At 77.1% G+C, this 4,863-nt stretch carries 5 protein-coding genes; 3 read left to right on the top strand and 2 right to left on the bottom strand.

Translation table 11 applies throughout. The features are described 5' to 3' along the window. Nucleotides 1-122: 122 nt before the first annotated feature. Nucleotides 123-992, bottom strand: a complete 870-nt coding sequence (locus tag EF918_RS32580; protein WP_125652514.1) for an HAD family phosphatase — start codon at nucleotides 990-992, stop codon at nucleotides 123-125. A gap of 432 nt (nucleotides 993-1,424) precedes the next feature. Here EF918_RS32580 and ssd point away from each other — a divergent pair, with 432 nt between their 5' ends. From ssd to EF918_RS32595, 3 genes are read left to right on the top strand one after another with little or no spacing between them, the layout of a single operon-like run. Further along, on the top strand, nucleotides 1,425-2,540 hold the full coding sequence (gene ssd, locus EF918_RS32585) for a septum site-determining protein Ssd (RefSeq protein WP_125652515.1): 1,116 nt from the start codon (nucleotides 1,425-1,427) through the stop codon (nucleotides 2,538-2,540). Continuing rightward, a complete protein-coding gene (locus EF918_RS32590; RefSeq protein ID WP_125652516.1) occupies nucleotides 2,537-3,685 on the top strand; it encodes a TadA family conjugal transfer-associated ATPase in 1,149 nt (382 codons plus the stop codon). The genes ssd and EF918_RS32590 overlap by 4 nt, the downstream gene beginning before the upstream one ends. Continuing rightward, entirely contained in the window at nucleotides 3,682-4,575 is an 894-nt protein-coding gene (locus tag EF918_RS32595; protein WP_125652517.1) for a type II secretion system F family protein, read from the top strand. The genes EF918_RS32590 and EF918_RS32595 overlap by 4 nt, the downstream gene beginning before the upstream one ends. Before the next feature lie 178 nt (nucleotides 4,576-4,753). On the opposite strand, the gene EF918_RS39360 is transcribed toward EF918_RS32595, so the two are convergent. Continuing rightward, nucleotides 4,754-4,863, bottom strand: a 110-nt coding sequence (locus EF918_RS39360) for a molybdopterin cofactor-binding domain-containing protein (RefSeq protein WP_148141303.1), incomplete at its 5' end; no start/stop codon positions are given.

Genomic DNA, 4,863 nt, shown 5'->3' on the forward strand with positions numbered 1-4,863 from the left:
GTCCGAGCCACGCGGGATCCGGCGCGTCGCGGACGGTCCGCGTCACGCCGGGGCGGCACCACGCCGGGGCGGCGTCACGGACGGTCCGCGTCGCGCCGGATCCCGCGTGGCTCGGACGGCGGTCAGCAGGCGGTGGCCGCCGCGCCGGCCCGGCGCCGGCTCGCGTACCAGACCAGGCCCGCCGTGGCCGCGGCCGCGCCGACGGCGGCCGCCGCGACCAGCGCCGGCCGGGCCGGCATCGACAGTCCGGGCACCCGCTGCTTGAGCCGGACCGGACGGTTGAAGACCAGCACCGGCCAGTCCCGCGCGTACGCCTCCTTGCGCAGGGCGCGGTCCGGGTTGACGGCGTGCGGGTGGCCCACCGCCTCCAGCATCGGCAGGTCGGTGGCCGAGTCGCTGTACGCGTAGCAGCGCGCGAGGTCGTAGCCCTCGGACTCGGCGAGCTGGCGCACGGCCTCCGCCTTGGTGGGTCCGTAGGCGTAGTACGCGATCTCGCCGGTGAAGCAGCCGTCCTCACCGACCACCATGCGGGTGGCCACGACCCGGTCGGCGCCGAGCATCGCGCCGATCGGCTCGACCACCTCGGCGCCCGAGGTGGAGACGATCACCACGTCGCGGCCGGCCGTGTGGTGCTCCTCGATCAGCGAGGCGGCCTCGTCGTAGATGATCGGGTCGATGAGGTCGTGCAGGGCCTCGGCGACGATCTCGCGGACCTGCTGCTGGTTCCAGCCCTTGCACAGGGCGGACAGGTACTCGCGCATCCGTTCCATCTGGTCGTGGTCGGCACCGCCGGCCAGGAAGATGAACTGGATGTAGGCGGTGCGCAGCACGGCCCGGCGGTTGATGAGACCGCCACGGTAGAAGGACTTGCTGAACGTCAGTGTGCTCGACTTCGCAATGACCGTCTTGTCCAGGTCGAAGAAGGCTGCGGTGCGAGGCAAGGAGTGCGGCAAGGACTGGTTTTCCACGAGGCGAGCATATGCGCCCACCATTCGGCGTAAGGTGGGGCGCGTGGGTTTGCCTGAGAAGGCCTTCGGGTACACCATGGAAGTCACGGATCGTTCGCGACCGTGCTAACCCGGTCCGACTCCTCCCCCCCCGAGTCGGCCGTGGGGACGACCCCCGCTCTCCCCCCCGGCGGGGGTCGTCGCATGTCCGGACGCGGTTCGTCCGCCCGGCAGTTCGTTCCTTCCCCTTGACGCGCCCGATCGGGCATCGCGCCTTGTCACCCTGGAATCGTCACGCTGTGTAGCCGTTCCGCAGCACTGTGAAACTCACCTGTTGGGGTGAGCGAGTTATTCACAGGGGGCATACCGTCCACAGTTTTCGACCAAGATCCACGTGTTTTCCCGGATCGCTGCACGGTGATTCCGGCCGCGAAGTTCGCGCGGTCGTGGATTTCGGCGAGAAGGGGGCGGCGGGACGTGGCTGGATCGAAGTCGTGTGAAGCACCAGGGGCGGCGGAGCGGGCGGTGCCCGGCGAGGGCAGGCCGCTGATCGTCACGGAGGACCCGGCGCTGCTGGACGACCTGTTACGGCTGTGCGCCGCGGCGGGCGCCGAGCCGCATGTGCAGCAGGCGGTGCCGGAGCAAACCGCGTGGGAGCGCGCCGCACTGGTCCTCGTCGGCGACGACGCGGCCCGGCGGGTGCGCGGGGCACCGCGCCGGGCGGGGGTCTTCCTCGTCGGACGCGAGCCGGCCGAGCCGCCGGTGTGGCAGTGGGCGGTGGAGCTCGGGGCCGAGCGCGTGCTGCGGCTGCCCGAGGCCGAGGGCGAGCTGGTCGACCGGATCGCCGATGTGGTCGAGGGCGCCGGACGGCCCGCCCTGACGGTCGGGGTGATCGGCGGTGCCGGTGGCGCCGGCGCCTCCACCCTGGCCTGCGCCCTGGCCCTGGCGGCCGCCCGCGCCGGGCAGCGGACCATCCTGGTCGACGGCGACCCCCTCGGCGGCGGGCTGGACGTGCTGCTCGGCGGCGAGGGCGCCGAAGGGCTGCGCTGGCCGGACTTCGCCCGCTCGCGCGGCCGGGTGGCCGCCGGGGCCCTCGCCGAGTCCCTGCCCGAGCTGCACGCGCTGCGGGTGCTCAGCTGGGACCGCGGGGACCGGGTGGTGGTGCCGCCCGCGGCGATGCGGTCGGTGGTGGCCGCCGCCCGCCGACGCGGCGGCGTGGTCGTGGTCGACCTGCCGCGGCGGGTGGACGAGGCGGTGGCGGAGGTGCTCGCCCAGCTCGACCTGGTGCTGCTGGTGGTGCCGGGCGAGCTCCGCTCGGTCGCGGCGGCCGCCCGGGTCGCCGCGGGGGTGCGCATCGCCGCCCGGGACGTCCGCGCCGTGGTGCGCGGCCGCTGCCCGGCCGGGCTCGACGCCGAGGCGGTCGCCGGGCTGCTGCGGGTGCCGCTCGCGGGCGAGGTGCCGAGGGAGGTGGGGCTGCCCGGCCGGGTGGCCGAGGGCGAGCCGCCCGGGGCGCACGGGCGGGGACCGCTGGGCGCGTTCTGCGACGGCTTCTGGCAGCGGGCCCTGGCCCCGGTGCAGGGGGTGACGGCATGAGCGCGGGCCTGCTCGACGCGGTGCGCCGGCGGCTGGCCGAGAGCGGGGCCGAGCCGACCCCGGCCCGGGTGGCCGCGGCGCTGCGCGCCCAGGGCCGGCTGCTGGGGGACGCCGAGGTGCTCGGCGCAGCCGCCGAGCTGCGCTCGGAGCTGGTCGGCGCCGGCCCGCTGGAGCCGCTGCTGGCCGATCCGGAGGTCACCGATGTCCTGGTCGCGGCGCCGGACCGGGTGTGGGTGGACCGCGGCGGCGGGCTGGAGCTGACCCGGGTGGCCTTCCCCGACGCCGAGACGGTGCGCCGGCTGGCGCAGCGGTTGGCGTCGGTCGCCGGGCGGCGGCTCGACGACGCCCGGCCCTGGGTCGACGCCCGGCTGCCGGACGGCACCCGGCTGCACGCCGTCCTGCCCCCGGTGGCGGTCGGCTCGGCCTGCCTGTCGCTGCGGGTGGTGCGGCCGCGCGCGTTCACGCTGGAGGAGCTGGTCGCCGCGGGCACCCTGCCGCCCGGCGGGGCGCGCATCCTGCGGGCGGTCGTCGAGGCCCGGCTGTCGTTCGTCGTCTCGGGCGGCACCGGCACCGGCAAGACCACCCTGCTCAGCGCCTTGCTGGGGCTGGTGGGTGCCGAGGAGCGGATCGTCCTGGCCGAGGACTCCGCCGAGTTGCGCCCCGACCACCCGCACGTGGTGCGCCTGGAGACCCGGCCGGCCAACCAGGAGGGTGCGGGTCTGGTGACCCTCGCGGACCTGGTCCGGCAGGCGCTGCGGATGCGGCCCGACCGGCTGGTGGTGGGCGAGGTGCGCGGCCCGGAGGTGGCCGACCTGCTGGCCGCGCTCAACACCGGCCACGAGGGCGGCTGCGGGACGGTCCATGCCAACGCCGCCGCGCACGTCCCGGCCCGGCTGGAGGCGCTCGGCACGGCCGCCGGGTTCGACCGTGCCTCCCTGCACAGCCAGTTGGCCGCCGCGCTCGACCTGGTGGTCCATCTGGTGCGCGAGCGGGACGGGCGGCGGCGGGTCGCCGAGATCCATGTTCTGGAGCGGGACGCGACCGGGCTGGTGGTCACCGTGCCCGCGCTGCGCTGGGCGGCGCGCGGCTTCGTACGGGAGCGGGGCTGGGAGCGGCTGCGGCCGTTGCTGGGAGGTGTGCGATGAGCGGGGCGACGGGATGGCCGGGACAACTGCCCCTGTTCACCGCCGCATTGTGCGCCGCGGCCGCGGTCTCGCTGTCGGCCGGCGGCGACCGGGCCGCGCGGCGGGCGCGGTTGGTCCTGGCGGGAGGCGCCGCGGTGCCCCCGGCGGGGGTGCCGACGCCGTGGGAGCGGCTGCTGGCCGCGGCCCGGGCCGGGGCGGTGCGGCGGCGGGAGTGGGCCGGCCCGCTCGCCGGGGCGGTGCTGGCGCTGCTGACCGGTTCGCCGGTCCCGCTGGCCGCGGGTCTCCTCGCCGTCCCGGTGCTACGGCGCTGGCTGCGGCGGCGGGAGCGGGCCCGGGCCCGGGACGCGCGGGCGGCGGAGGTGCTGGCCCTGTGCGGCGCCGTGGCCGGGGAGCTGCGGGCCGGGGCCCAGCCCGGTCAGGCGCTGACCGCCGCGATGCGGCGGACGGCCGCCGGGCCCGGCGGGCCGGGTGCGGCGGAGGCCGGGGTGCTGGCCGCCGCGGCGTTCGGCGGGGACGTGCCCGGGGCGCTGCGGCTGGCCGCCCACGAGACCGGTGCGGAGGGGCTGGCCGGGATGGCGGCCTGCTGGCGGGTGTCGGTGGACGGCGGCGGAGCCCTGGCCGCCGGGCTGGAACGGCTGGAAGCGGCGTTACGGGCCGACCGGGACCGGGAGGAGTCCCTCCGGGCCGAGCTGACGGGCGCGCGGTCGACGGCGGTGGTACTCGCGGTGCTGCCGGTGGTCGGGCTGCTGATGGGGACGGCGATGGGCGCCGATCCGCTCCGGGTGCTGCTGCACACCCCGCTGGGCCTGGCCTGCCTGGTGGTGGGCGGTCTGCTGGAACTGCTGGGGGTGCTGTGGTGCCTGCGCATCGTGCGGGCGGGTGAGCCGTGATGGACGGATCCTTCGTCCACAGGCTGGGGACGACGCTCGGCGCCGCCACGCTCCTGCTGTGGGTGGGCGCGTGGATCGTGGCCGGGATCCGGCGGCGGGCCCTGCGGCGCCGGCTCCTGGCCCTGCTCGCGCGGGAGCCGGCCGGGCGGGCGGCGGCCGGGCGGGGCCGGGACCCGGTCTACCGGCGCCGGCGCAGCTCGACCGGGTCCAGGCCGCGCCGGGTCGCGGCGAGGTCCAGGGCGTGCTCGCGCACGAAGTTGTGCTGGAAGCGGCCCGGGGCCCGGTAGG

Origin of the sequence: Streptomyces sp. WAC06614, assembly GCF_003949795.1 — a bacterium.
In the GTDB taxonomy this organism is placed as follows: domain Bacteria; phylum Actinomycetota; class Actinomycetes; order Streptomycetales; family Streptomycetaceae; genus Streptomyces.

Excerpts from the sequence above, each read along its gene's own strand:
- EF918_RS32590 (WP_125652516.1), top strand. The coding sequence starts at position 2,537 with ATGAGCGCGGGCCTGCTCGACGCGGTGCGCCGGCGGCTGGCCGAGAGC.
- EF918_RS32580 (WP_125652514.1), bottom strand. The coding sequence starts at position 992 with ATGGTGGGCGCATATGCTCGCCTCGTGGAAAACCAGTCCTTGCCGCAC.
- EF918_RS32595 (WP_125652517.1), top strand. The coding sequence starts at position 3,682 with ATGAGCGGGGCGACGGGATGGCCGGGACAACTGCCCCTGTTCACCGCC.